The sequence below is a fragment of the Bacillus sp. XB1 genome (genome assembly GCF_053557995.1).
Window position 1 is genome coordinate 118,189 of record NZ_JBNRIL010000006.1, and the last position, 24,501, is coordinate 142,689.

Consider the following 24,501-nt stretch of genomic DNA (forward strand, 5'->3'; position numbering starts at 1 on the left):
TTTTGTCGTTTGTGAGAAATTTATGCTTGAATTATTTTAAAAAAAGAGGATTGAAGGTTACGTTACATTGTCTTTTGTGCATTATTCAATTTCATAGCAGTACTTCTAACATTTGTGTCGAATTAAGAAGATATATAGGAGGGATATATATGGAAATAGCTGTAGAACGTGTTTTTACAAAAGAGATTTTAAAAAGAGCAGCGAATTTGTTTCATGTAACAGTGGAAGAAAAGCCACTTGGAGATTTTGAGAATTATATTTTTAAGGCGAAGGGTGATAATGATGAAGATTACGTATTACGTTTAACACATTCTTCTCATCGTTCTAAACAAGAGGTAGAGGCCGAACTAGATTTTTTACGATATGTTGCGGAGAATGGGGCAAAGGTAGCAGGACCTCTTTATTCAACGTCTCGAAATCTCGTAGAAGAAATCGTAGCAGAGGATGAAACTTTCTTTTTCGCTTCCTTATTTACATATGCAAAAGGTGAGCAAGTAAAAGGAGAGGAATCGCCTTATTGGGGCGAGCCTCTCTTTGAAGCATGGGGAAAAGCGATTGGGCAACTGCATCGCCTTACAATGGAATATCCTAAAACAGACTATCGTGATACGTGGGAAGAAGACGAGAGTGGGATTGTTAATGAACTAGAAGATGATCAAGTGAAAAAAATCGCTGCGGTATTAATGGATGAGATAAAGGCTCTTTCAATTGAAAGAGAAACGTTCGGCCTTATGCACGGGGATATTCATCCAGGTAATTTTCATTATGATGGTAAAGAGTTAACAATCTTTGATTTTGATGATGCAGCTTATAATTACTTTATACATGATTTAGCGATGGTTCTTTATTACTCTGTTCTATTTACACCGTGGACAGCAGAAGAGAAGACAGATTTTGCTCGTAAACAGTTACAAGTGTTACGAAAAGGATATGAGTATGAGCACAGGCTGGCGGATAGTTGGTATGAATCGTTGCCACTATTTTTACGTTTACGTGATATAGGTTTATATGGAACGCTTCAGAAGAAGTTTAAAGGGAAAGATATGCCTGATAACTTCTTGAAATTATCAGAAGAGCTATACGAAAGAATTATTAAAAGAGAAGCAATTGTGAATATATAATACATTTAGTTCAAAACAAAGTATATAAAACAAATATATACTTTGTTTTTTTATACAAAAATATGTTTACTTTATTAAAATAATATTGTCCTAGATTCGGTATGCACTTATAATTTTATATATATTCTGAATATTCTTTATAAAGAAGGAGGGGGAATGTTGGAAACTTTCGTAAATTGGTTAAATAATATTGTTTGGAGTCCAGCACTTGTTTATTTATGTTTAGGAGTAGGTTTATATTTTTCTATTCGAACGAAGTTTTTACAAGTAAGGCACGTAGGAGAAATGGTGAAGCTGACATTTCAAGGAGAAAAATCAGAGGCTGGTGTTTCTTCATTCCAAGCGTTAGCACTTTCGTTATCAGGACGTGTTGGGACAGGGAATATCGCTGGGGTAGCAACAGCGGTTGCATTCGGTGGACCAGGAGCTGTATTTTGGATGTGGGCAGTAGCCTTTTTAGGGGCAGGATCAGCTTATGTAGAATCAACACTCGCGCAAATATATAAGACGAAACATCAAGGGCAGTTTCGTGGTGGACCTGCTTATTACATCGAAAAAGGTCTAGGAGTTAAATGGTATGCTTTAGTATTCGTTGCAGCGACAATTCTTGCAACAGGACTTTTACTACCAGGCGTACAAGCAAATAGTATTGCTGTAAGTTTAGAAACGGCTTTTGGTATTAATACTACCGCATCAGGGGCTATATTAGTTGTTGTATTAGCTCTTATCATTTTCGGTGGAGTAAAGCGAATTGTTAACGTAGCGCAAGTTGTCGTACCTTTTATGGCAATAGGCTATATTTTAGTAGCTTGCGTCATTGTTGCTATGAATATTGAAAAATTGCCAGAAGCATTTATGTTAATTATAAGAAGTGCATTTGCATTAGAAGCTGCTTTCGGTGGTATTATCGGTTTAGCAATCTCTTGGGGGGTAAAACGTGGTATTTATTCCAATGAAGCAGGACAAGGGACTGGACCACACGCAGCAGCAGCAGCCGAAGTATCACATCCAGCTAAGCAAGGTTTAGTGCAAGCATTTTCCGTTTACATTGATACATTATTTGTTTGTTCAGCAACAGCATTTATGATGATTATTACAGGCATGTATAACGTATTTGATGCAAGCGGAAAAAACTTTATCGTTAATAAACTAAATGGTGCTCAGCCAGGACCAGGATATACACAGGCGGCGGTAGAATCTGTTTTCCCTGGATTTGGAAACGGTTTCGTTGCAATCTCGTTATTATTCTTCGCGTTTACAACAATTATGGCGTATTACTACATTGCAGAAACGAATATTGCGTACTTAAATCGTGATAAAGACCGTCCTTGGATGTCTATGGTACTAAAGTTTGTATTTTTAGGAGCTGTATTCTATGGATGTATAAAAACAGCAGCAACGGCTTGGGCTTTAGGCGACATTGGGGTAGGAATTATGGCATGGGTAAATATCATTGCGATTTTACTATTACAAAAACCTGCATTAGTCGCATTAAAGGATTATGAAAAACAGAAAAAAGAAGGAAAAGATCCAGTATTCGATCCAGGGCCATTAGGAATTAAAAATGCTGATTTTTGGGAGCATGAATACGGGAAAGATAAGAAAGAAGAAGTATCTTAACAGAATAGAAATGAAGAAGCAAAGGGGAAACTCTTTGCTTTTTTTTATGGACAAATTGAAGCTAAAAGTTATTTTTGGGACTATTTTTGAATATAAAAAGAATGTACATGCATTGTTAGGGGAAGGGGGAGTATGTTGATAGAATTTCGTAATGTAAATAAATATTATGGTAACTTTCAAGTTTTGAAAAATATTAATGTGCAAGTGAAAAAAGGTGAAGTGGTGGTAGTTGTCGGGCCTTCAGGATCAGGAAAAAGTACATTGCTTCGATGTATAAATCAATTAGAGGCAATTACAGATGGAGAATTAATTGTACAAAATACAGAGGTACACAATAAAAAAACGGACATGAATGAATTGCGGCGAAATATTGGGATGGTCTTTCAACATTTTTATTTATACCCACATAAAACAGTTCTGCAAAATATTACATTAGCACCGATTAAAGTAAATAAAGTTTCCAAAGAAGAAGCAGAGAAAACAGCAATGCTTTATTTAGAGAAAGTAGGAATCCCAGAGAAGGCTAATGTATATCCGCATCAATTATCCGGAGGACAACAACAAAGGGTAGCAATTGCTAGAGGACTTGCGATGCAGCCGGAAATTATGCTGTTTGATGAGCCTACGTCTGCTCTTGATCCAGAGATGATTGGAGAGGTACTTGATGTTATGAAGGCCCTGGCTAAAGAAGGGATGACAATGGTTGTCGTTACACATGAAATGGGATTTGCTAGAGAGGTAGCAGATAGGATCTTATTTATGGATGATGGTCAAATTATTGAAGATACAACACCGGCGCACTTTTTTGCAAACCCTGAACAAGAAAGAGCTCGTTTATTTTTAAGTCGGGTGCTAAATCATTAGAGGAGGAATTCCATGCTTAAAATGAAAAAATTATTTACTTTAATCGTATTTTCATGTTTATTCGTGCTTGTTGTTGCTGGTTGCGGAAGTAAGAAAGATGAGGCAAAGGAAACAAATACGAAGCAAGGCGGGGCTGTTGAGCAAATTAAGAAACGAGGGAAATTAGTAGTTGGGGTGAAGAATGATACGAATTTATTTGGATTAAAAAATCCTTCAACAGGGCAGGTAGAAGGATTCGATGTTGATGTCGCGAAGGCACTTGCGAAAAAGATTCTTGGAGATGAAAAGAAGCTAGAGCTGAAAGAAGTAACGTCTAAAACACGTATTCCAATGCTGAAAAATGGTGATATTGATGCAATTATTGCAACAATGACAATTACGGAAGAACGCAAAAAAGAAGTGGATTTTTCAGATGTATATTTTAAAGCAGGACAATCGTTACTTGTGAAAAAAGGAAGCAATATTAAGAGTGTCGATGATATAAAACAAGGCGTTAAAGTATTAGCTGTAAAAGGATCAACATCTACAAATAACATTCGTCAAAAGTCACCAGAAGCGACTGTATTAGAGTTTGAAAATTATAGTGAGGCATTTACAGCGTTAAAGGCAGGTAAAGGTGATGTGTTAACGACAGATAATGCGATCCTTTACGGAATGGCAAAACAAGATTCTAATTATGAAGTAGTAGGAAAAATTTTCACAGATGAACCGTATGGAATTGCAGTGCAAAAAGGGGCAGATGATTTAACGAAAGAGATTAATACTTTAATTAAAGACATGAAAGCAAGCGGAGAGTATGACAAATTATATGAGAAATGGATTGGACAAAAACCAGAAAAGTAGATAGTAAAAGTGAGAGGATGAGAGTACTCATCCTCTTCTTGTAAAGAAAGAGGGGAGAATATGTGCCTGATTTTTCTATATTAACGAATAACATTGATATGTATTTAGAAGGATTTAAATATACAGTTATATCTAGTGTAATTGCATTGATAGGTAGTTTTATTTTAGGAGTAATTTTGGCAGTAATGCGTATTGCACCTATTCGTATTTTAAATTGGATAGGATCAGCTTTTGTGGAGTTTGTAAGAAATATTCCACTCGTATTAATTGCATTTATATTCTATTTTGCTTTACCTGTAATAGGAATTACTTTAAATGGTTTTGTAGCAGGAACAGTTACGCTTACGGTATATACGGCAGCTTTTATTGCAGAAGTAATTCGCGCTGGTATTTTATCAGTTGCGAAAGGGCAAATGGAAGCTGCTCGCTCTTCAGGGCTAACGTATGTGCAGGCGATGTATTATGTTGTCTTACCACAAGCTGTGAAAATTGTAATTCCCCCTTTAGGAAACCAGTTTCTCAATTTAGTTAAAAACTCCTCAATACTTGGAATCATTGCTGGTGCTGATTTAATGTATCAAGGAGATTTAATTTCAACGAAGACGTTTGTTACGTTTGATGTTTATATATTTGTCGGGATGTTTTATTTAATATTAACAATTCCGCTCAGTATGCTAGTGCGTTATTTAGAAAAACGCTTGGCAAAGGAGGCGGTGTAAATGGATTTCAAGGGAGCAATTACAGGAGATCATATTCTATTTTTATTAAAAGGATTACTTATAACATTAGAGGTAGCGCTCATAGCAATTGTACTTAGTTTTATTATTGGAAGTGTAATCGGTATATTGCGCTACACGAAAATACCTGTCGTCTCACAAATATTAGGAGTTATAGTTGAAGTGATTCGAAACTTACCACTACTGTTAATTATATTTTTCACGTATTTTGCACTTCCAGAAGCAGGCTTGAAATTAGAAATTATAACAGCTGCAATTGTTGCTTTAACAATATTTGAGGCAGCAATGATATCTGAAATTGTTAGAAGTGGTTTATTGTCTATTGAAAAAGGGCAGGTTGAAGCCGCAAGATCTTCGGGATTAACTTATGTGCAAGCGCTTTGGCATATTATTTTGCCACAAGCATTAAGGAGAATGGTTCCGCCGCTTGTCAGTCAATTTATTTCATTGCTGAAGGATACGTCGCTAGCGGTTGTTATATCACTCCCTGAGCTTATGCATAATGCTCAAATTATTAGCGGGCAAAATGTGAATTACATGATTCCAACATTTATATTAGTAGCTTGTATGTACTTTATCGTAAATTATAGTTTATCAATTTTATCGAGAAGATTAGAACTTCGTTGACTCTTACAATATATGTAAGAGTTTTTTCCTTGTTTCTCCTTATTTTCCTCTAAATAGAATCTAAATCTTGCAATAATTCGATTTTTATATTATTTTATCAGAAAAGTTTTAATTTTATATAGAAAATGTAATCGCTTTCGTGTATATTTTTATTATCAGAAAATTTTAACAAGATATAGGGGTATTGGTAGGGGGAGGATTTAGATGCAGCAACCAACGAATGAGAAATTACATCGCACGATGAAGAGTAGACATTTATTTATGATCGCACTTGGTGGTGTAATCGGAACTGGTTTTTTCTTAGGTTCAGGTTACACTATTAATCAGGCTGGACCAGGGGGAGCCATCCTTTCATATTTAGTAGGCGGATTTATTATGTATTTAACAATGCTTTGTCTTGGAGAGTTAACGGTAGCTATGCCGGTTTCAGGATCTTTCCAAAAGTATGCAACGAAGTTTATTGGACCAGGAACGGGCTTTATGATTGGCTGGTTATACTGGCTTGGCTGGGCAGTAACAGTGGGGCTAGAATTAACGTCAATCGGTTTAATGATGAAAAGATGGTTTCCAAATGTTGATGTTTGGGTATGGTGCCTTGTATTCGGTGTTATTTTATATGCTTCAAACGCAATTTCGGCAAAAAGTTATGCTGAATTAGAATTTTGGTTTTCTAGTATTAAAGTAATTACAATCCTTGCATTTGTTGTTCTTGGTGGTAGTGCATTATTAGGATTTATATCATATGACGGAAAAGAAGCAGCACCTCTTTTCTCTAACTTTGTAAGCGATGGTGGACTTTTCCCGAATGGACTAGCTGCCGTACTACTTACAATGATTACAGTTAACTTCTCATTTCAAGGAACAGAGTTAATCGGAATTGCAGCGGGAGAAAGTGAAAATCCAGAAAAAACAATTCCACGTGCGATCCGTAATACAGTATGGCGCATTATGTTATTCTTCATTTTAACAATGACAATTTTAGTAGGATTAATTTCTTGGAAAGAAGCAGGTGTAATTGAAAGTCCATTCGTAGTCGTATTTGATAAAATTGGTATTCCATACGCAGCTGATATTATGAACTTCGTTATTATTACTGCGTTATTATCTGTAGCGAACTCTGGATTATATGCAGCGACGCGTATACTATGGTCACTTGCAAATGAGGGAATGGCACCAACTTCCTTCCAGAAAGTAAATAAGCGTGGTATTCCAATTACAGCGCTAGTCGTAACGATTGCGGTAGCTGGATTATCTCTATTCACAAGTTTCCTTGCAGAAGATACAGTATACATGTATTTATTATCGATAGCTGGTTTATCGGCTGTTTCAAGTTGGATCATTATTGCTCTATCGCAACTTCGCTTTAGAAGTCAGTATATAAAAGGCGGGGGAAAGTTAGAGGACTTAAAGTATAGAACACCACTATACCCGATTGTTCCAATTTTAGCTTTAATTACAAATAGCATCGTTGTTATTAGTTTAGCGTTTATTCCTGAACAAAGAATGGCGTTATACTGTGGTATTCCATTTATCATTTTCTGCTATATATATTATTATATTAGTAAGAAACGGCAGAAACCGATGAAAGTGGAGATGGAAAAAACAAATGAAACTAACAATCAAACACGATGATATAGAAGCAGATTTATTGTATGGTCAATTAGCGATTGGAAAAGAAAACGGTTATTCACCGTTACAATTACTCGTTTCTTCTATCGCAGGGTGTAGTGCAATTGTCTTTCGAACGATTTTAGAAAAGAAACGTATTCCATACGATACGTTTACAATCGAAACTGAAATTGGTAGAAGTGAAGCGTTATCGAAGCCAGTTGAAAGTGTTCATTTGCACTATAAAATTAAAGCGCAAAATATTACAGAAGAGCAGCTGGACAAGGCGCTGCAACTTGCAGTGAAAAATTGTACGATTGTTCAATCTGTAAAAGATAGTATAAAGGTTACGGAAACAATTGAACTAATAAAATGAAACATAAAAACGTGAGAATACGGCTCTCACGTTTTTATGTTTTTAATAAAGGAAGAAAGTATGATGGAATGTTTAGGTTGTAAATTAGCAAACGAAGAGGAAAAAATATATAAAATATATAAAGATGACTATGTAACTTGCTTTTTAGATCATGCGCCTTTCTACCCAGGACATACTTTAATTGTGCCAAAGCAACATGTTGTAGAAGTAGATGAATTAAATGATGTTGTAGCAAAATCCGTTATGGATGCTTCTAAGCTTATTGCAAAAGCGATTAAGATAGTATATAAACCTGACGGAGTTACAGTTTGTCAAAATGGTGGAGTATTTAACGAGTTAACACATTATCATATGCATGTCGTACCAAGATATAAAGAGCGTTCGTTTGCTGAGTTTTATATGGTACAACCGGGACAAAAGAAGAATCATAATTTGGAAGAAATAAAGACGTTGTTAAAAGAAGAGATAGAGAAAATACTGCACACTAAAAAGGCGTAAGAGAATTTCTCTTACGCCTTTTTAGTCTTCATACATATGTAAAACTTCTTTCGCACGCATACGTAAACCATCTATCAATTCTATCGGTTCTAAAACTTTTGCATCTTTTCCGAGTCTATAAAATAAAGGGGTAATAAAATTGATTTCTCCTTTATCAATTGTTGAATGTATATATCCTGTCCCGTTTTCGTTTGTTACAACGAATTCTTCAAGGTAAGGCACGCTTTTACATTGGCGTACGCCTTCTGTTGACAGTAAAACATGTAACTGAGTAGGATTATGTACTACGTGAGAGTTAGAGGCAAACCACTCTTCTAAATTCATGAATGTATCTTCATTTTCTTCCGTTGATAATATAGAAAGAATACGATCGACGCGATACAGTAATGTTTTTTCTACATTAAAATCATAAGCAGGTAAATACCATAAACCATCATGCGCATATACACCGATAGGATGAACGTGTTTTGTTTTGATCCTTGATTTAGATTCGTATTGAAAGTGTAAATTTTTATTTTCAATAGCCGCTGTTAACACTTCGTTTAAAAGTGGTGTCTCAATTGTTCTTTTCGGATTCCAAAAGGCGATATAAGAACGTATTTTGTCAACTTTAGCTTTCGCATCATGTTGTAGGGAGCTATATAGTTTATGTGTAACGGAATTTATTTCTGTGTTAAAAGGCAAGTCTCTGTAGTAGCTTAAAGATTGAAAGGCAAAAAAGATAGAGACTGCTTCTTCTTCGGTAAATAAAATAGGTGGAATTACTCTATTCGTTAATACTTTATATCCTCCGTTGCGACCTTGTTCAGCGTAAATGGGTAATCCCATATCACTTAAATCTAAAATGTATCTATGGACAGTACGAACAGAAATATTAAATTCATCGGCTATTTCTTGAGCTGTAAATGCTTTTTTCGCAGAAGCAAATATAAGAATATCTAATAAGCGTTTAGCTTTTGACAAATGTATCACCTTTTTTCTTTTTAAACATGACATAAATTGTCGTGTTTTATTGTTAGTATATTGTTTACATCATAATGTTATCAAGATGAGGTATAAGGAGGAAAAAATATGTCACGTGAAATAGTTTTATTTATTGCGGCGAGCTTAGATGGATATATTGCGAAAGAAGATGATGATTTACAGTGGTTAATGGAAACCGAAGGAGAGGGAGATAACGGTTATACAGAAATGTACGAAACTATTGATACAATAATTATGGGAAAAAGAACGTATGATTATGTAGTAGAGCATATAGAACCATTCCCGTATTTAGATAAAAAATGTTATGTTTTTTCTAACTCAGAAAAAGGTTCAAACGAACACGTGGAGTTTGTAAATGAAGATGTAGTGGAGTTTACAAAAAGGTTAAAAGCACAAGAAGGATCTAAAATATGGATGGTCGGTGGAGGGAGTCTCTTAAGAGAGTTCTTTAAGAATAATCTAATTGATGAATATGTTGTTACGATTACACCTCACATATTAGGTTCTGGAGTTCCGTTATTTCAAGACAAGAACCCGGAAATTAATTTAACTTTAACGGATACGAAACGTTTTGGGCAATTTGTAAATTTATATTATAAAGTAAAGTGATAAAAAACACGACTATTGATGATAGTCGTGTTTCTTTATGGATGGTAATGAAATTATAAAGCAAGACCCATAATCGACTTCGCTCGTTACAGTAATATTTCCGCCGTGTAGTTCTACAATTTCTTTTACGATAGATAGTCCTAAACCAGTTCCGCCTGTAGCTCGTGTTCTCGCTTTATCAACTCGATAAAAACGATCGAAAATGTGAGGGAGGTCTTCAGGCGGAATACCTTCGCCTTCATCTTCAATTGTAATGAAAATACGTCTATGTTCTTCTGTAACAGAAATGTTTATATGAGAATGTTCTTTTGAATGCCTATAAGCGTTATTTAAAATGTTTATTATAACTTGTTCAAATCGCTGTTCATCTAAGTTTACTACCAGTGTAGGAGGACAAGAGAAAGAAACTTTAATGTACCTTTCTTTATACATAGCGTTAACTTTTTCGGCTATGCGAGTAAGGAAGGTGTGTAAATGTACTTCCTTTACTTGAATAGAAAAGTTATGTTGTTCCATTTGTGCAAGTGAAAATAAATCTTGAACTAAGTTTGTAATGTAATCAGACTCATCTTTTATAATAGATAAATATCGCAAACGTTGCTCAGGAGATGTGGTCTCTTTTAAAGCAATGTCAGCGTAACCTCTTACGTATGTTAATGGTGTTCGTAATTCGTGAGCAACACTTGCTAGAAATTCACTTCGCTCTGTTCTCATATAATGTAAATCATTTGCGAGCGTTTGAATAGATGATGCTAGTTCACCAATTTCATCATTTCGAGTAGTCGTTAATGAAACGGACAAATCGCCTTTACTCATTTTTTCAGTTGCATGTTTCATGTGTAACAATGGTTTTGTTAATAAACGTGATAATAGGAAAATTGTGATGACTGTGAGTAGAAACGTGATGGCGCCAGCAATAATGAATTGTTTCGTTAATCCATTTACCAACTTTTCAATGGATTTTGTTCCAAGAAACATATACACATACCCTTCATGTTTTCCAGCTACTATGATAGGACTAACTGTACATATATAATTAGATGTTTTCCAATGATTTTCTATAATCGCTCCGTTATGGTCTGTTCGAGTCTGCATGCTACTAATGTGATTTTTTATAGTCGTGTTTATTTCGTTAGATTTAGCTAGCACTTCTTTATTTGTATTTGTAATAACGACAGTTGTTTCAGCTTCAGATTCCATTAATGCTACGTGAGAGATGGTTTGCTCATCGTAATATTTTTCAAGTACATCTCGATGACTATTTCCTCGCTTTAATAAAGCTGTCATTTCTTCATTTACTCTAGTGTTTACGAGACTATAATAGAGCAAAATAAAGAGAACACTTTCAATTAAAAGTGTAACAATTAAAAAATAAAATCCGAATTGAATTGAAATTCGTTTCATCGTTTTGCCCCTTACTGTTCAGTATCAACCCATCGATAACCTACTCCATACACGGTTTTTAAATGATGATCAATAGGGAAATTTGCTTTTCGCAATTTATCACGTAAATTACGAATATGCGAATCGACTGTGCGATCTTCTGTATTTGTGTTTAATCCCCAAATTCGTTCGATGAGCTGATCACGGTTTAGTACGTAGTTCACATGGCGTAAAAATAATCCGAGTAAAGAAAATTCAATTGGTGTGAGAAGGAGTTCTTCACTATGGACAGAAACGAAGTGTTTTGTTTCATCCCATACAATACCGTGATATTGGATTTGTTTATGTTCATTTGTACGTCTTAAAACGGCTTCAATTCTTGCGAAAAGTTCTTCTTCATGGAAAGGTTTCGTTACGTAATCATCGGCTCCAAGTTTTAATCCTTGAACGACATCTACTGTTTGATCACGAGCTGTAACCATAATAATAGGAATGTTACTAAAAGATCGGATTTTTTTGCACGTTTCCCATCCGTCCATCTTTGGCATCATAATATCGAGTAAAACAAATTTAAAGTTTCGATTTTCTATATGTAAAATAGCTTCTTCTCCTGAAGTCGCACATACGCAGTTATATCCAATTGGGGTAAGATAAAGCGTTAATAATTCAAGCATTCTCGGTTCATCGTCTACGAGCAGTATATCAATCATAGAGAGCCCTCCATATTTATAATCGTTACTTAAAGTGTAATGCAAAATCATGAAGAAATGGTGCAGATTATGATGCGTCTGCATAATTTCTTCAGAATTGCTTGTTATTGTGGAGTTGAAATTACATTTTAGGTAATCATATTGGCTCAAAAATGATTAATACGGAGGCGGTATAGTGAAAAAAATGACCCGAATTTTTGGGATAACAATAATTACAGCAGTTGGTCTTGCTGCATGCGGACAAACGAATACAGACCATAAAAACCATGAATCTACAAAAGAGAAGAAAACAGAGCAAAAGGAAATGAAAATGAATCAGGAGGTAACGGCGCCAAAAGAAATGAACGAAGGTGCATCTAATGATTTATTAACGACAAGTCTAAAAAATGTGACGAGGTTAAATACAAATGACCCCCTAAAAATGGCAGTATTAACTTCGCAAACGATATGGCCAGCAACTCATAAGGAGAACCAGCCAGGTGCTGTTATTTTAGTACCAGCAAGCGAGTGGCAATTAGGTATTGCGAGTGCAGACCTTATTCATCATCCGAATAACGGGCCGATTTTATTTATAGAAAAAGAAAAGATACCGGAAATGACGTTAAAAGAAATAAAACGATTAAATCCAATCGGAACGAAAGACGGAACACAAATTATGGTGATGGGAGATGTAGGTACTAGCGCGCTTGAACAATTAAAAGGTTATAAAGTAAAACAAATAAAAGAAACGGACCCAGCTATATTTGCGAAGGATGTTGATAAGGAGTATGCCGATATAACAGGAAGCTACCCAAATAGTGTTATTATTGGTTCGTCTGCAGAAGAAGGCCGTTTATATACAACACCCGCTGTAAATTGGATTTCTCATATGCCGGAACCACTACTCTATACAGAAAAGAATAAAGTGCCAGAAGCGACAATAGAGGCATTAAAAATGAGAAAAGACAAAGCAAATATATATGTATTAGGGCCAGAAAAAATTGTTTCAAAAGAAGTGGAAAAAGAGCTGAGCAAATACGGGAAAGTAACGCGTATTAGTGGAGAGACTCCAACAGAAAATTCGGTTGCGTTTGCGAAATTTAAAGATGAAAAAACAAAATTTGGCTGGGGATTCACAAAACCTGGTCACGGTTTATCATTTGTTTCAAGCAAAACACCAGATTTAGCAGTTGCTGGGGCACCTTTTTCACATATGGGTAAACACGCACCTGTTGTCTTGTTAGAAGAAGGGAAAGCTTCACAACCAGTGTATGACTTCCTTGCAAGCATTCAGCCGAAGTTTAAAGATGATCCAACACTTGGACCATATAATCATGGCTTCTTATTAGGAAGTACGAGTGATATTTCATTTGAAACACAAGGAATACTAGATGAGAGGTTAGAAATTGTTCAGGAAAGTGGTCAAGGACACGGTGGACATTAATGAAATGAGCAAAGACGCTACTGATATAGCGTCTTTTTCTTTAGGAAACTTTTACATAGTAAAAAATCTTCTACTCGTTATATAATAGCTTTCGTGCAGTCGGCTGATTTTCTTATGGAGAAAATCAAATGATAAAGGAGTAGAGGAGTGGTATTTTGTTTCAAACGATAAAAAATGATTGGTTTTCTAATTTGAGAGGGGACGTGTTATCAGGAATTGTCGTTGCTTTAGCATTAATTCCTGAAGCGATAGCCTTCTCTGTTATCGCTGGTGTGGATCCGACCGTTGGACTATACGCAGCCTTTTGTATTGCAGTTACCATTTCATTTGTTGGCGGAAGAACTGGGATGATTTCAGCTGCAACAGGTGCAATGGCATTATTAATGGTGACGCTCGTTAAAGATCATGGTTTGCAATATTTATTTGCTACAACAATATTAACAGGTATTGTCCAAATTATTTTTGGCGTGTTCAAACTGAGTTCATTTATGAAGTTTGTCCCTAAGTCAGTTATGAGTGGTTTTTTAAATGCCCTTGGAATTTTAGTTTTTACAGCGCAATTACCGCATTTTAAAAATGCAAATTGGAAAATGTATGCACTTGTCGCATTAGGTCTTGTAATTATATATGTATTTCCACGTGTTACGACGGCTGTCCCGTCTACACTGATTTCCATTATTATTGTGACGAGTATTGCACTTATGAGCGGATTACAGTTGAAAACAGTAGGGGATATGGGAAGCTTGCCGAAAGAATTACCATTCTTTAGCATTCCTGACGTGCCTTTTACAGTTGAGACATTAGGGATTATTTTACCGTATGCAGTTATGCTTGCAATTATCGGTTTACTAGAATCATTATTAACAGCTTCAGTTTTAGATGATATGACGCATACGGAAAGTAATAAGCATAAAGAGGCACGCGGTCAAGGGATCGCAAACATTGTTGCTGGTTTCTTCGGAGGAATGGCAGGTTGTGCAATGATCGGTCAATCTGTTATTAATATTAAATCAGGTGGACGAGGTCGCCTATCAACATTTGTAGCGGGCGGATTTTTAATCGTATTACTATTTGTTTTAGGAGATTATGTCGTTCATATTCCGATGGCAGCTTTAGTTGCAGTTATGATTATGGTTTCAATCGGAACGTTTGATTGGAACTCTGTAACAACAATTCATAAAGTACCAAAAGGAAACGCATTTGTTATGATCGTAACAGTTGTGATTGTCCTAATTACACATAATTTAGCATTAGGTGTAATTATCGGAACAGTAATTAGTGCGGTTTTATTTGCATTCAATATGGCAAAGATTCACGTGAAACATTTATATATTGAAAATAAGAAAATATACGAAATTCACGGTCAACTTTTTTTTGCATCTACAGCCGACTTTATAAATAATTTTTCATTTAATGAAGATGTAAAAGAAATCGAAATGAACTTTACTCATGCGCACGTATGGGATGATTCGGCAGTGGCATCAATTGATAAAGTTATCATGAAGTATGAACAAAGTGGTGTGAAAGTAACTATAACAGGATTAAATGAACGTAGTTCAAAACTTGTTGCAAATTTAGCTACTTATAATAAAAGAATTGCTAGTTAAAAGCCTCCTTTTTAGGGGGCTTTATTATATAATACGAATAGGATAACGAAAAGGGGATTCAGCATATGTACAAACAAATTATATTAGCATGTGACGGTTCTGAACATGCACTTCGAGCAGCGGAGCATGCAACCTATATTGCGAAATGTAGCGAAGAAACAAATGTTGAAGTTGTGTACGTAGTAGATAATAGAACGGCAAAATCAGATATTATACAAGGTCAAACAGATTTAGAAACAATATCGGCTAGTCGAAAAGATAAATTAAAAGAGATTGAAGGTTTATTAAAGAAAGAGAACATTTCTTATACAATTACGATATTACATGGTGATCCTGGAGATACAATTGTTCAATATGTAAATACAGGAGATATAGATCTTGTCATTGCTGGAAGTAGAGGGCTCAATACACTGCAAGAAATGGTGCTGGGAAGTGTAAGTCATAAAATAGCAAAGCGTGTGAAATGTCCAGTGATGATTGTAAAATGAAATAGAATGTAACGAAGACCTTAGTATAACTGAGGTCTTTTTTTATGTATAAATGACTCTTATTTGTGGAAATACTAGATATATAAGTTGAAAAGATGTTAACTTACAAATTTGTAAGTTAGTTGTTAGAGAAATCGATGTTATGAAATTTTTCCCATTGGTAAAATAAAAGTATCAAAGGGGAGATAGGGAGGATGGAAGCAATGAAATCATTTCAAAATTTGTCATATAGCCAAGGTGTCAGTCTTATTTGTTTAGGGGGATTTGCTGCATCTGTTACGTTAGCTGTTTTAATAAAGGTGTTTCATCAAATCTTTTAATCTTATAGTAGGGAAGGAATTGGTTGTTATCATTAGTAGGAACAGCAATGAAAATAAAAAATAGCTCTTAGCATGTATGTAAATGCTAAGAGCTATTTTTATGCTTGTTATATATTATTTAAGCTTGCTTTTGTTTTACTGACCCTGTATTTAAAGTAAGAGCAAGGAAGAACATTGCAAGTACACAAGATGCAAGTAATAAGATGAATCCGCCATCCCATCCGAATGCATCCACGATAAAGCCCATAGCTGCACTAGCGAAAGCGGCTCCGCCTAAGTAACCGAAGAATCCAGTTAAGCCTGCTGCAGTTCCAGCAGCTTTCTTTGGTGCTAAATCTAGAGCGTGTAGACCAATTAACATAACCGGTCCGTAAATTAAAAATCCAATTGCGACAAGTGCGATACTATCAACCATTGGATTACCAGGAGGGTTTAACCAGTAAACAAGAACTGCGATAAATACACCGACCATAAATAAAATACCAGCAGGTGCACGACGTCCTTTAAATAGTTTATCACTCATCCATCCGCAAAGAAGTGTACCTGGAATACCAGCCCATTCATATAGAGCGTAAGCAGTACGTGAGCTACTATGAGTAAAGCTTTTTTCTTCTACTAAATAAGTAGGAGCCCAGTCTACAACTCCGTAACGTACGAAATATACGAAAACGTTCGCAATAGCGATGTACCATAAAAACTTATTGTTTAATACGTATTTAAATAAAATTTCCTTTACTGAAAGCTCGCGTTCGCGATCTTTTACTTTTTCATCTGGTGGATATTCCCCAGTATGTTCTTCAATAGAAGGTAACCCACAAGATTGAGGCGTATCTTTCATCGTAATTAATACATAAATACCAACTAAAATTGAAAGAATACCTGGGAAGTAAAAAATACTTTTCCAGTCATCTGCGAAGAAGTATAAGCCTAATGTTACAAGTGAAGGCATAAGCGCTCCGCCAACATTATGAGCGACGTTCCAAATAGACATTTTTGTACCACGTTCGCTAATAGAGAACCAGTGAACCATCGTACGACCACAAGGAGGCCATCCCATACCTTGTACCCATCCATTTAAAAACTGAAGTACAAACATAAGTATAATGCTCGTTGTAATGAAAGAAAATGAGCCGAAAATAATATTAATGATACCTGATAAAAATAGCCCAGCTGCTAAAAAGTAGCGAGGATTACAACGATCGGATACGATACCCATAAGAAATTTACTTAATCCGTAAGCGATAGAAACTGCTGAAAGGATAACCCCAAGTTCCCCTTTACTAAAGCCTTGCTCGATTAAGTATGGCATTGCTAGTGAAAAGTTTTTTCGAACAAAGTAGTAACCTGCATAACCGATGAAGATACCTAAGAATACTTGTAAACGTAATTTACGGTATTCGCTATCAACGCGATCAGCTGGTAAGCGTTCCGCATGGGGCGCAGGTTTAAATAATTGTGTGAAAAACATAAAATGAAAATCCTCCCCTAATTAATTCGAAGCGTTTTAAGACAGAGAACATAAAAAGGCCATGAAATATAAAAAAGTTTCCTCTTTTATGATTCATAGCCGTGTACTCCGTTTCTCCGTGACTGTCAATATTAACTTCGTCGAAAATTATACAACTTTGTGACAAAAATGTAAACGTTTTTATGAATAAAAGTATTGACGGATTTTGTTCGTGGGATTAATATTTAAATACATTAAATATTTTATTGTTTAAATAAGAGGTGGATAACATGCCAAATGATATGACGCATATCGATAAAATTCAAGCTCTTGCCTTTTCGATTGGAAAGAAAATGCAGACGGAGTTATTAGAACAAATGCAAGCGACAGGACTTACACCACCGCAGTTTTATATTTTAAAGATTTTAGATCATTATGGGGCTTCAAGAGCGACAACATTAGCGAAAAAGATGTATGTGAAGCCTAGCGCGATTACAGTGATGATTGATCGTCTAATCGATCAAGAACTTGTAGAACGCTATCACGACAAAGATGACCGTCGCGTTGTCATCATCGAGTTAACAAAAAAGGGGAAAGCTAGAGTAGAAGAGGCAATGACAGCTCGTAACGAGCATATTGCAAAATACTTTTCACATTTAGAGTTGCAAGAAAGAGAAGATTTATTACGTCTCTTTGAGAAGTTAGAAACCATTATTTGCGGGACACAAGAGAAAAAAGAGAATAACTAAGAGGAATTGAGGAGATTACATGGAGCAACAAGAAAATCAAAATAGAAAGTTGTTGTTAATCGGTTTAATTATCGCGATGCTATTTGCTGCATTAGATGGAACAATTGTTGGTACAGCAATGCCACGTATCGTCGGTGACCTAGGTGGATTAAGTTTAATGACATGGTTAACAACAGCTTATATGTTAACATCAACGACAGTTGTACCAATTGCAGGTAAATTAGCGGATTTACTTGGTCGTCGTAACGTATATATAACAGGGCTAGTTATTTTCATGATTGGTTCGGCGTTATGTGGTATGGCAAATGGTATGACAGAATTAATTATTTTCCGTGGTATTCAAGGTCTTGGTGGCGGTATTATGATGCCAATGGCTATGATTATTATTGGAGATATGTTCACGGGGAAAGAACGTGCAAAATGGCAAGGTATTTTTGGTGCGTTATACGGCCTTGCTTCTGTAATTGGACCACAAGTTGGTGGTTGGATTGTAGATGCAGTGAACTGGAGATGGGTATTCTACATTAACTTACCGGTTGGTATTTTAGCAACAATCTTTATTGCAATGGGATTAAAATCGCATAAACAAACAGGACCAATTAAAATTGATATCGCTGGAATCTTTACGATGATTCTCGGTGTTGTAAGTTTATTACTTGCGCTAACGTTTGGCGGAAAAGATTATGCATGGGATTCTTGGCAAATTATCGGTTTATTTGCACTAGCTGTAATTGGTATCGTTAGCTTTGTTATCGTTGAAACGAAAGCTGAAGAGCCAATTTTACCAATGCATTTCTTTAAAAATCGCACATTTACAATACTGAATGCGATTGGATTCTTTATGAGTATTGGAATGTTCGGCGCGATTATGTTCGTACCATTCTTCATGCAAGGTATTGTAGGAGTAAGTGCTGCTGAATCAGGAACAATTATGACTCCAATGATGATTACAATGATTGTGATGAGTATTATCGGTGGGCAACTTGTATTAAAAGTTGGTGTAAAACCACAAATTATCGCAGGTATGCTTATTATGGCCGGTGGTTTCTGGTTATTAACAACGATGGATATGCACACAACGAAGCTTACAGCTACTTCTTATATGATGGTTATCGGTTTAGGAATGGGTCTTGTAATGCCGACATTAACATTAGCGTTACAAGAAAGCTTCCCGAAAAAAGACCTTGGTGTTGTAACATCATCAAGTCAGTTCTTCCGACAAATCGGTGGTACATTTGGTATTACAATTTTAGGATCAATTATGAATAACACTTCAGGTACGACATTAACAAAGAATTTAGTACCTGTATTAGATACATTCCCGAAAGAAGCGGGACAAATGGTAACGAAATTTAAAGATATGATTCACACAGATCCACAAGGTTTATATTCGATGCTATTTAGCCCAGAGGCATTAAAACAAATGCCAGAAGCGTTCGCTAACAGTATTGTACCTATTTTGAAAAACTCTTTAGTAGACTCGCTTCATACTGTATTCTTAACAGGATTAGTATTTATCGTAGTAGGTGCTATCTTTACGATTTTCTTACAAAAAATTAAATTATCAGATCGTAAAAAAGATGCTAAAGAGCCTGTTGTAGAAGAAAAAGAAAAAACTGTATCATACTCGTAATGAAGAAGCATCGCCTTATGGCGGTGCTTTTTTGAGTATAACCTTAAAAGCTTTTTAGTGAGAAATGATTGACGTATTTTTAGAAATACGTTATATTATTTTATGTAAACGGTTACATGAAATGAGGAGAAAAGAGAATGAGTACGATCAAAGACGTTGCGAAATTAGCGGGAGTATCTGTTGCGACCGTTTCCAGAGTTCTAAATAAAAATGGATATGTTCACGAAGATACATTAAAAAAGGTAGAACGTGCAATTGAGATGTTAGATTATAAGCCTAGTACAGTAGCGCGTTCACTGTATAATAAAAAGTCTCGTTTAATTGGCTTAGTTGTTCCAAATATCGTGAATCCATTCTTTCCGGAAGTTGCACGTGCCGTAGAAGATGTAGCACATAAACAAGGTTACACAGTTGTCCTTTGTAACTCTGATGAAAGTTTAGAAAAAGAGAAACAATATATTGATGTGCTTAGACAAAATAATGTAGATGGATTTATTGTAGCAACGAATCCACAAAATAGTGTTAATTACATGAATGTATCTGTTCCAGTTGTTGCGATTGACCGTATGTTTAATGAGCGTATTCCTACTGTATATGCAGATAACTATGCAGGAAGTCAGGCTGCGACAAAGTTGTTACTAGATAAAGGATGTAAACATATTGCACATATTCGCGGTCCACGTGATGTGAGTACTGCAAATGAACGCTTTGAAGGTTTTGTAGACGTTATTACGCAAAATAATCTTTCGTATATGATTGCAGAGAGTACGTTTGATCCAGCAAATAGTGAGCTTGTAGCGATGGAATTATTAGAAGAATACCCGCATATTGATGGTATTGTTGCTGGGAATGATTTAATTGCGATCGGTATTGTAAAGGCTGCACTTCAAAAGGGGATTGTCATTCCAAATGATTTACAAATTATCGGATTTGATGGCATTTCTTTAACGGAAATGATGTATCCATCTATTACAACAGTTGCACAACCGATATATGAAATGGGGAAAATTGCAACAGAGTTGTTGTTAGAGCAAATGGAAGGAAATACATTAGAAGAGAAACATTATCGTTTGCCGATTGAAATTATAGAACGAAATACAACGAAGTAAGGAGATGAAACAGATGCCAAATATTGCAGTAGTAGGGAGCATTTCAATGGACTTAGTGGCTGTTTCAAAAAAACGGCCGAAAGCAGGAGAAACAGTAATTGGTGAAGCGTTTCATACAATTCCAGGAGGGAAAGGAGCAAACCAAGCAGTTGCTGCAGCTAGATTAGGAGCAAATGTAGCAATGGTTGGAGCGGTAGGAAATGATGATTATGGAACAGTAGTTAGAAAAAATCTAGAGAACGAACGCATTTTTATCGATTATGTGGTACCGGTTACAGATAGAACGACAGGAATTGCTCATATCGTTTTAGCAGAAGAAGATAACAGTATTGTTGTCGTACAAGGGGCAAATGCTCTTGTAAATAAGTCAGTTGTAGATCGCTCCAAAGATCTTCTTGTAAAAGCGGATATGGTTGTTCTTCAACTAGAAATTCCACTTGAAACAGTAAAATATGTATTGGCTATTTGTGAGGAACATAATATTCCTGTTATGTTAAATCCAGCGCCAGCACAAGTTTTATCAGAAGACATTTTAGAAAAGGCAACTTATATTACGCCAAATGAACATGAGTGCCGCATCGTATTAGATGATTTCATCTCACCAATTGAAGATTTATTGGCGAAGTATCCAAATAAATTATTGATGACAGAAGGTTCTAACGGTGTTCGTTTCCATAATGGTACGGAGATTGTGCATGTTCCTAGCATTGCTGTTGATGTAGTGGATACAACTGGAGCTGGTGATACATTTAATGGTGCGTTAGCAGTTGCACTTTCTGAAGGAGAGACACTTCAAAAAGCAATTCGTTTCGCGAATATTGCCGGTGGTCTTTCTGTAACGAAACTTGGGGCGCAAGGCGGCATGCCAACGAGAGATAAAGTACGTGAAGTGCAGGTGATTGTTGGATGAAGAAGCACGGCGTATTAAACAGTGAGATTGCATCAATCCTTGCTTTACTTGGGCATACGGATACGATTGTAATTGCTGATTGCGGTTTACCAATTCCTGACGGAGTAAAAAGAATTGATTTAGCTGTTGAAATTGGAAAACCTAGCTTTTTAGATGTATTGCAAGTGGTAGCTGATGATATGGCAATCGAAAAAGTGACGTTAGCAGAAGAAGTCATTATAAATAATGCGGAAGTAAATAAAGAAATAGAGCAGAAATTAATAGAGCCAGCATTTGAGTATGTATCTCATGAGCAATTTAAAGAGCATACAAAGAAAGCGAAGGCGATTATTCGTACAGGCGAGGCTACGCCTTATGCAAATGTAATTTTACATGCGGGCGTGATTTTTTAATAAAGGGAAGTGATGGGAATGCATATTGAAATGAAAAACATTTCAAAGGCGTTCAATGGAAATCCTGTTTTGAAGAATGCACAGTTTATGATTGAAACAGGAGAAGTCCATGCATTGATGGGGGAAAATGGAGCGGGTAAATCAACGCTCATGAAGATTTTAACAGGTGTATACAAAAAAGATGGTGGGACAATCACAATTGATGGGCAAGAGCGCACCTTTAAAAATGCGAAAGAAGCTGAAGAGTACGGCATCGCATTTATACATCAAGAACTAAACATATTGCCGAATTTAACAGTAGCTGAAAATATGTTTCTCGGTAAAGAGTTAATGTATGGGAAAACAGGTATTTTACGCACTCGACAAATGAATGCGATTGCGCAGCAGCAACTAGCGGAGTTAGGGTTGCATGTAAGAGGCGCTATGTTAGCAGAGGAATTATCGGTTGGACAACAGCAAATTATCGAAATTGCGAAAGCATTAATGACAAACGCGAGCGTTATTATTATGGATGAACCTACTGCGGCACTGACGGATCGTGAAATCGAAACGCTCTTTACAGTAATCAATAAGTTACGTAAAGAAGGTGTTTCATTCGTGTACATTTCGCATCGTATGGAAGAGATTTTCTCAATATGTGATGCTATTACGATTTTGCGTGATGGAGAATTCGTCGGAAAGAGATTAATTCCAGAAACATCATTTGATGAAGTAGTGAGTATGATGGTGGGGCGCAGCATTGGTGAACGTTACCCAGAGCGAAATAGTCAAATTGGTGATGTCATTTTTGAAATGCGTAACGGAACGAAGAAAGGGAAATTTGAAAATGTTTCGTTTCAAGTGAGGAAAGGTGAAATCCTTGGTGTAGCTGGTTTGATGGGGGCTGGTCGCACTGATATTATGAAAGCGATATTTGGTTATGAACCTTTAGACTCTGGACAAATTTTTATAAATGGACAAGAAGTAAAGATTGATAGTCCAATAGATGCAATTAGACAAAGAATTGCTTTCATTACAGAAGATAGAAAGTCTGAAGGATTAGTGTTAGATTTTTCAATTCGAGAAAATTTAGCTTTACCAAATTTAGAAAGTCTTTCAAAGGGAAGTGTTCTAAGCAACGAGCTAGAACAACAGTTTACGGCGGATATGATGAAACTTCTTAATGTGAAAGCATCTAGCGGAGAGCAGGCAGTGAAATCTCTTTCTGGTGGAAATCAGCAAAAGGTTGTAATCGCAAAATGGCTAGGCATTCATCCGCAGTTACTCATTTTAGATGAACCAACAAGGGGTGTTGATGTTGGAGCGAAAAAAGAAATTTACTCTATTATGAATAAGCTTACGGAGCAAGGAGATGCCGTTATTATGGTATCATCTGAGCTTCCAGAAGTTTTAGGGATGAGTGATCGTGTTCTTGTTATTCATGAAGGAAAAGTAGGCGGAATTTTAGGGAAAGATGAGGCATCACAAGAGTCTATTATGGCACTAGCTACAGGGGGAGAGTAAGGATGACTAAGAAGGGGAATGTATTACAACAACTCGGTTCTTTAATCGGTTTAGTATTAATTATCGTCGTAATTACAGCTTTAAATCCAGCGTTTATTGAAATTCCAAATTTATTTAATATACTGCGTCAAGTATCGATTAATGCGCTTATTGCATTCGGAATGACCTTCGTAATTTTAACAGGGGGTATTGACTTATCGGTAGGTTCTATTTTAGCATTATCAAGTGCACTTGTTGCTGGAATGATGGCAAGTGGCATGGATCCGTTCCTTGCAATGGCAGTTGGATTATTAGCAGGTCTTGTAATGGGAATTGTAAACGGTATCATCATTGCGAAAGGAAAAGTAGCTCCATTTATTGCAACTTTGGCAACAATGACTATTTTTCGTGGGTTGACGCTTGTTTATATGGACGGACGTCCGATCACTGGTCTTGGTGATCATTTAATGTTCCAAATGTTTGGCCGCGGTTATTTTCTTGGTATTCCGGTACCAGCTGTTACAATGATGATCGCTTTCGCAGTACTGTACTTTATTTTGAAGAAAACGACATTTGGTCGCCGTACATTTGCAATTGGTGGAAATGAAGAAGCAGCAGCACTATCAGGTATTAATGTTACGAGAATTAAAGTAATGATTTACGGTCTTTCCGGAATTTTGGCAGCGCTTGCAGGTATTGTCTTAACATCACGATTAGATTCTGCACAGCCGACTGCAGGTACTTCTTATGAATTAGATGCAATTGCAGCAGTTGTATTAGGTGGAACAAGTCTTTCTGGGGGAAGAGGATGGATTGTTGGTACATTCATCGGTGTACTTATTATCGGTGTATTAAATAACGGTTTAAATTTATTAGGTGTATCTTCTTTCTTCCAACAAGTTGTAAAAGGACTTGTAATCTTACTAGCTGTATTAATTGATCGCAGAAAAGAAGCGTAATG

The 24,501-nt window shown here is 36.1% G+C and carries 25 protein-coding genes; 21 read left to right on the forward strand and 4 right to left on the reverse strand.

Annotated features, from left to right (window positions below; genetic code table 11):
- Positions 1-149: 149 nt before the first annotated feature.
- From ACK1U5_RS25735 to ACK1U5_RS25775, 9 genes are all read left to right on the forward strand, one after another.
- Complete coding sequence (locus ACK1U5_RS25735) at positions 150-1,121, forward strand: phosphotransferase enzyme family protein (protein ID WP_000401641.1); 972 nt, start codon at positions 150-152, stop codon at positions 1,119-1,121.
- A 159-nt stretch (positions 1,122-1,280) separates the two neighbouring features.
- Positions 1,281-2,741, forward strand: coding sequence for an alanine/glycine:cation symporter family protein (locus tag ACK1U5_RS25740; protein ID WP_000447396.1), 1,461 nt, complete (start codon positions 1,281-1,283; stop codon positions 2,739-2,741).
- 132 nt (positions 2,742-2,873) lie between these two features.
- Positions 2,874-3,605, forward strand: coding sequence for an amino acid ABC transporter ATP-binding protein (locus ACK1U5_RS25745; RefSeq protein WP_044584131.1), 732 nt, complete (start codon positions 2,874-2,876; stop codon positions 3,603-3,605).
- Between the two features lie 12 nt (positions 3,606-3,617).
- Positions 3,618-4,448 carry a glutamine ABC transporter substrate-binding protein GlnH gene (gene glnH / locus ACK1U5_RS25750; protein WP_000916491.1) on the forward strand — a complete coding sequence of 277 codons (831 nt, stop codon included), beginning with the start codon at positions 3,618-3,620 and terminating at the stop codon, positions 4,446-4,448.
- Positions 4,449-4,510: 62 nt separating this feature from the next.
- Positions 4,511-5,167, forward strand: coding sequence for an amino acid ABC transporter permease (locus ACK1U5_RS25755; protein ID WP_069605037.1), 657 nt, complete (start codon positions 4,511-4,513; stop codon positions 5,165-5,167).
- Positions 5,168-5,812 (forward strand): amino acid ABC transporter permease, encoded by a 645-nt coding sequence (locus ACK1U5_RS25760; protein ID WP_000345955.1) that lies wholly within the window; start codon positions 5,168-5,170, stop codon positions 5,810-5,812.
- A 204-nt stretch (positions 5,813-6,016) separates the two neighbouring features.
- Positions 6,017-7,444 carry an amino acid permease gene (locus ACK1U5_RS25765; protein WP_001187097.1) on the forward strand — a complete coding sequence of 476 codons (1,428 nt, stop codon included), beginning with the start codon at positions 6,017-6,019 and terminating at the stop codon, positions 7,442-7,444.
- The gene (locus tag ACK1U5_RS25770; RefSeq protein WP_000778818.1) at positions 7,419-7,796 is read left to right on the forward strand and encodes an OsmC family protein; all 378 of its coding nucleotides are present in this window, start codon (positions 7,419-7,421) and stop codon (positions 7,794-7,796) included. The genes ACK1U5_RS25765 and ACK1U5_RS25770 overlap by 26 nt, the downstream gene beginning before the upstream one ends.
- A 60-nt stretch (positions 7,797-7,856) precedes the next feature.
- Complete coding sequence (locus ACK1U5_RS25775) at positions 7,857-8,294, forward strand: HIT family protein (RefSeq protein WP_100619831.1); 438 nt, start codon at positions 7,857-7,859, stop codon at positions 8,292-8,294.
- 21 nt (positions 8,295-8,315) lie between these two features.
- Here the strand turns inward: ACK1U5_RS25775 and ACK1U5_RS25780 are convergent, their stop codons facing one another.
- Positions 8,316-9,290, reverse strand: a complete 975-nt coding sequence (locus tag ACK1U5_RS25780; RefSeq protein ID WP_113710808.1) for a helix-turn-helix transcriptional regulator — start codon at positions 9,288-9,290, stop codon at positions 8,316-8,318.
- Positions 9,291-9,365: 75 nt separating this feature from the next.
- Here ACK1U5_RS25780 and ACK1U5_RS25785 point away from each other — a divergent pair, with 75 nt between their 5' ends.
- Positions 9,366-9,887: a dihydrofolate reductase family protein gene (locus ACK1U5_RS25785; RefSeq protein WP_000085764.1), complete on the forward strand. Its 522-nt coding sequence runs from the start codon at positions 9,366-9,368 to the stop codon at positions 9,885-9,887.
- Between the two features lie 12 nt (positions 9,888-9,899).
- Here the strand turns inward: ACK1U5_RS25785 and ACK1U5_RS25790 are convergent, their stop codons facing one another.
- Positions 9,900-11,291, reverse strand: a complete 1,392-nt coding sequence (locus tag ACK1U5_RS25790; protein ID WP_044584134.1) for a sensor histidine kinase — start codon at positions 11,289-11,291, stop codon at positions 9,900-9,902.
- 11 nt (positions 11,292-11,302) lie between these two features.
- Entirely contained in the window at positions 11,303-11,980 is a 678-nt protein-coding gene (locus tag ACK1U5_RS25795) for a response regulator transcription factor (RefSeq protein ID WP_000565484.1), read from the reverse strand.
- 175 nt (positions 11,981-12,155) lie between these two features.
- On the opposite strand from ACK1U5_RS25795, the gene ACK1U5_RS25800 reads away from it, so the two are divergent.
- The 4 genes from ACK1U5_RS25800 (at position 12,156) to ACK1U5_RS25815 (ending at position 15,818) form a co-directional block, all read left to right on the forward strand.
- Positions 12,156-13,403: a hypothetical protein gene (locus ACK1U5_RS25800; protein ID WP_000738867.1), complete on the forward strand. Its 1,248-nt coding sequence runs from the start codon at positions 12,156-12,158 to the stop codon at positions 13,401-13,403.
- Between the two features lie 155 nt (positions 13,404-13,558).
- Positions 13,559-15,010, forward strand: coding sequence for a SulP family inorganic anion transporter (locus ACK1U5_RS25805; protein ID WP_000487871.1), 1,452 nt, complete (start codon positions 13,559-13,561; stop codon positions 15,008-15,010).
- Between the two features lie 65 nt (positions 15,011-15,075).
- Entirely contained in the window at positions 15,076-15,498 is a 423-nt protein-coding gene (locus tag ACK1U5_RS25810; protein ID WP_000277999.1) for a universal stress protein, read from the forward strand.
- Between the two features lie 203 nt (positions 15,499-15,701).
- Positions 15,702-15,818, forward strand: coding sequence for a DUF4027 family protein (locus tag ACK1U5_RS25815; RefSeq protein ID WP_000834733.1), 117 nt, complete (start codon positions 15,702-15,704; stop codon positions 15,816-15,818).
- A 118-nt stretch (positions 15,819-15,936) separates the two neighbouring features.
- Here the strand turns inward: ACK1U5_RS25815 and glpT are convergent, their stop codons facing one another.
- Positions 15,937-17,286 carry a glycerol-3-phosphate transporter gene (glpT, locus tag ACK1U5_RS25820; RefSeq protein WP_000466384.1) on the reverse strand — a complete coding sequence of 450 codons (1,350 nt, stop codon included), beginning with the start codon at positions 17,284-17,286 and terminating at the stop codon, positions 15,937-15,939.
- Positions 17,287-17,555: 269 nt separating this feature from the next.
- On the opposite strand from glpT, the gene ACK1U5_RS25825 reads away from it, so the two are divergent.
- From ACK1U5_RS25825 to ACK1U5_RS25855, 7 genes are all read left to right on the forward strand, one after another.
- Positions 17,556-18,014: a MarR family winged helix-turn-helix transcriptional regulator gene (locus tag ACK1U5_RS25825; RefSeq protein ID WP_001132365.1), complete on the forward strand. Its 459-nt coding sequence runs from the start codon at positions 17,556-17,558 to the stop codon at positions 18,012-18,014.
- A gap of 19 nt (positions 18,015-18,033) precedes the next feature.
- On the forward strand, positions 18,034-19,647 hold the full coding sequence (locus ACK1U5_RS25830) for an MDR family MFS transporter (protein WP_000437641.1): 1,614 nt from the start codon (positions 18,034-18,036) through the stop codon (positions 19,645-19,647).
- A gap of 137 nt (positions 19,648-19,784) precedes the next feature.
- Entirely contained in the window at positions 19,785-20,756 is a 972-nt protein-coding gene (gene rbsR, locus ACK1U5_RS25835; RefSeq protein WP_000104056.1) for a ribose operon transcriptional repressor RbsR, read from the forward strand.
- Between the two features lie 13 nt (positions 20,757-20,769).
- Positions 20,770-21,666: a ribokinase gene (gene rbsK / locus ACK1U5_RS25840; protein WP_001132861.1), complete on the forward strand. Its 897-nt coding sequence runs from the start codon at positions 20,770-20,772 to the stop codon at positions 21,664-21,666.
- Positions 21,663-22,058: a D-ribose pyranase gene (gene rbsD, locus ACK1U5_RS25845; RefSeq protein WP_000716154.1), complete on the forward strand. Its 396-nt coding sequence runs from the start codon at positions 21,663-21,665 to the stop codon at positions 22,056-22,058. The genes rbsK and rbsD overlap by 4 nt, the downstream gene beginning before the upstream one ends.
- A gap of 18 nt (positions 22,059-22,076) precedes the next feature.
- Entirely contained in the window at positions 22,077-23,561 is a 1,485-nt protein-coding gene (gene rbsA / locus ACK1U5_RS25850; RefSeq protein WP_002100767.1) for a ribose ABC transporter ATP-binding protein RbsA, read from the forward strand.
- Positions 23,562-23,563: 2 nt separating this feature from the next.
- Entirely contained in the window at positions 23,564-24,499 is a 936-nt protein-coding gene (locus ACK1U5_RS25855) for an ABC transporter permease subunit (RefSeq protein WP_000162129.1), read from the forward strand.
- The last annotated feature ends 2 nt before the right edge of the window (positions 24,500-24,501 follow it).

Excerpts from the sequence above, each read along its gene's own strand:
- ACK1U5_RS25735 (WP_000401641.1), top strand. The coding sequence starts at position 150 with ATGGAAATAGCTGTAGAACGTGTTTTTACAAAAGAGATTTTAAAAAGA.
- ACK1U5_RS25745 (WP_044584131.1), top strand. The coding sequence starts at position 2,874 with ATGTTGATAGAATTTCGTAATGTAAATAAATATTATGGTAACTTTCAA.
- glnH (WP_000916491.1), top strand. The coding sequence starts at position 3,618 with ATGCTTAAAATGAAAAAATTATTTACTTTAATCGTATTTTCATGTTTA.
- ACK1U5_RS25760 (WP_000345955.1), top strand. The coding sequence starts at position 5,168 with ATGGATTTCAAGGGAGCAATTACAGGAGATCATATTCTATTTTTATTA.
- ACK1U5_RS25765 (WP_001187097.1), top strand. The coding sequence starts at position 6,017 with ATGCAGCAACCAACGAATGAGAAATTACATCGCACGATGAAGAGTAGA.
- ACK1U5_RS25770 (WP_000778818.1), top strand. The coding sequence starts at position 7,419 with ATGAAACTAACAATCAAACACGATGATATAGAAGCAGATTTATTGTAT.
- ACK1U5_RS25775 (WP_100619831.1), top strand. The coding sequence starts at position 7,857 with ATGATGGAATGTTTAGGTTGTAAATTAGCAAACGAAGAGGAAAAAATA.
- ACK1U5_RS25780 (WP_113710808.1), bottom strand. The coding sequence starts at position 9,290 with ATGTCATGTTTAAAAAGAAAAAAGGTGATACATTTGTCAAAAGCTAAA.
- ACK1U5_RS25785 (WP_000085764.1), top strand. The coding sequence starts at position 9,366 with ATGTCACGTGAAATAGTTTTATTTATTGCGGCGAGCTTAGATGGATAT.
- ACK1U5_RS25790 (WP_044584134.1), bottom strand. The coding sequence starts at position 11,291 with ATGAAACGAATTTCAATTCAATTCGGATTTTATTTTTTAATTGTTACA.
- ACK1U5_RS25795 (WP_000565484.1), bottom strand. The coding sequence starts at position 11,980 with ATGATTGATATACTGCTCGTAGACGATGAACCGAGAATGCTTGAATTA.
- ACK1U5_RS25810 (WP_000277999.1), top strand. The coding sequence starts at position 15,076 with ATGTACAAACAAATTATATTAGCATGTGACGGTTCTGAACATGCACTT.
- ACK1U5_RS25815 (WP_000834733.1), top strand. The coding sequence starts at position 15,702 with ATGAAATCATTTCAAAATTTGTCATATAGCCAAGGTGTCAGTCTTATT.
- glpT (WP_000466384.1), bottom strand. The coding sequence starts at position 17,286 with ATGTTTTTCACACAATTATTTAAACCTGCGCCCCATGCGGAACGCTTA.
- ACK1U5_RS25825 (WP_001132365.1), top strand. The coding sequence starts at position 17,556 with ATGCCAAATGATATGACGCATATCGATAAAATTCAAGCTCTTGCCTTT.
- ACK1U5_RS25830 (WP_000437641.1), top strand. The coding sequence starts at position 18,034 with ATGGAGCAACAAGAAAATCAAAATAGAAAGTTGTTGTTAATCGGTTTA.
- rbsR (WP_000104056.1), top strand. The coding sequence starts at position 19,785 with ATGAGTACGATCAAAGACGTTGCGAAATTAGCGGGAGTATCTGTTGCG.
- rbsK (WP_001132861.1), top strand. The coding sequence starts at position 20,770 with ATGCCAAATATTGCAGTAGTAGGGAGCATTTCAATGGACTTAGTGGCT.
- rbsD (WP_000716154.1), top strand. The coding sequence starts at position 21,663 with ATGAAGAAGCACGGCGTATTAAACAGTGAGATTGCATCAATCCTTGCT.
- rbsA (WP_002100767.1), top strand. The coding sequence starts at position 22,077 with ATGCATATTGAAATGAAAAACATTTCAAAGGCGTTCAATGGAAATCCT.
- ACK1U5_RS25855 (WP_000162129.1), top strand. The coding sequence starts at position 23,564 with ATGACTAAGAAGGGGAATGTATTACAACAACTCGGTTCTTTAATCGGT.